Origin of the sequence: Vibrio sp. Vb1980 (genome assembly GCF_033338615.1) — a bacterium.
GTDB lineage: Bacteria > Pseudomonadota > Gammaproteobacteria > Enterobacterales > Vibrionaceae > Vibrio > Vibrio alginolyticus.
This window is the reverse complement of the sequence record NZ_JAWOSZ010000195.1, coordinates 1-503: the sequence shown is the minus strand read 5'-3', so window position 1 is coordinate 503 and position 503 is coordinate 1. Positions and strand designations below refer to the sequence as shown.

The following is a 503-nucleotide window of genomic DNA, read 5'->3' as shown; positions in this document are numbered from 1 at the left end:
GGCAATCATTGTCTCGTCGAAAGTGCTGGAAAGGAATGTCCGTCCAAACCGAATAAGCGTGGCATCAATTTTTTCTTCAAACTCAAACTTGCGCAGATCGCTTTCCGATCGAAGCTCTAGCTTCTTTAACGCGACGCTCAATTTTTGCGTCGATTCGTAAAGCTCATAACTTTTTTGCTCTAAAAGCAGTTCTGCCGCCTTTCTTGAGGCGATTTCTCGTTTGAGTTTCCTTTCTAATGAGGAGTTACCCGTCATACTCTTCTTATTGTGCCTCCAGCCAAAATCGAACTTGGCTTCCGTCTTCGGTTTGGTTTTGGTGCGTAATACGAATGACCTGCCCAAAGTGCGCAGCACAGCCTTTGAGCAACCCCAAACAAACATGCGCCATACACCTTGCACTGTGGTAGTCGAACACCAGTTCTGACTGTGTTTCGCTGATAAAATCGAACTTAGGCGGATTGGCATCTGGGTAAAGTTTTTTAACTTCTACATGAATAAAGCTT

The 503-nt window shown here is 44.7% G+C and carries 1 protein-coding gene and 1 pseudogene; both read right to left on the bottom strand.

The window, feature by feature from the left end; translation table 11 throughout:
- Positions 1 to 255, bottom strand: a pseudogene (locus R7F64_RS24470) (hybrid sensor histidine kinase/response regulator); the annotation flags it as partial.
- A 7-nt stretch (positions 256 to 262) separates the two neighbouring features.
- Positions 263 to 503: heme NO-binding domain-containing protein (locus tag R7F64_RS24465; RefSeq protein WP_318072231.1), on the bottom strand; the 241-nt coding region annotated here is incomplete at its 5' end.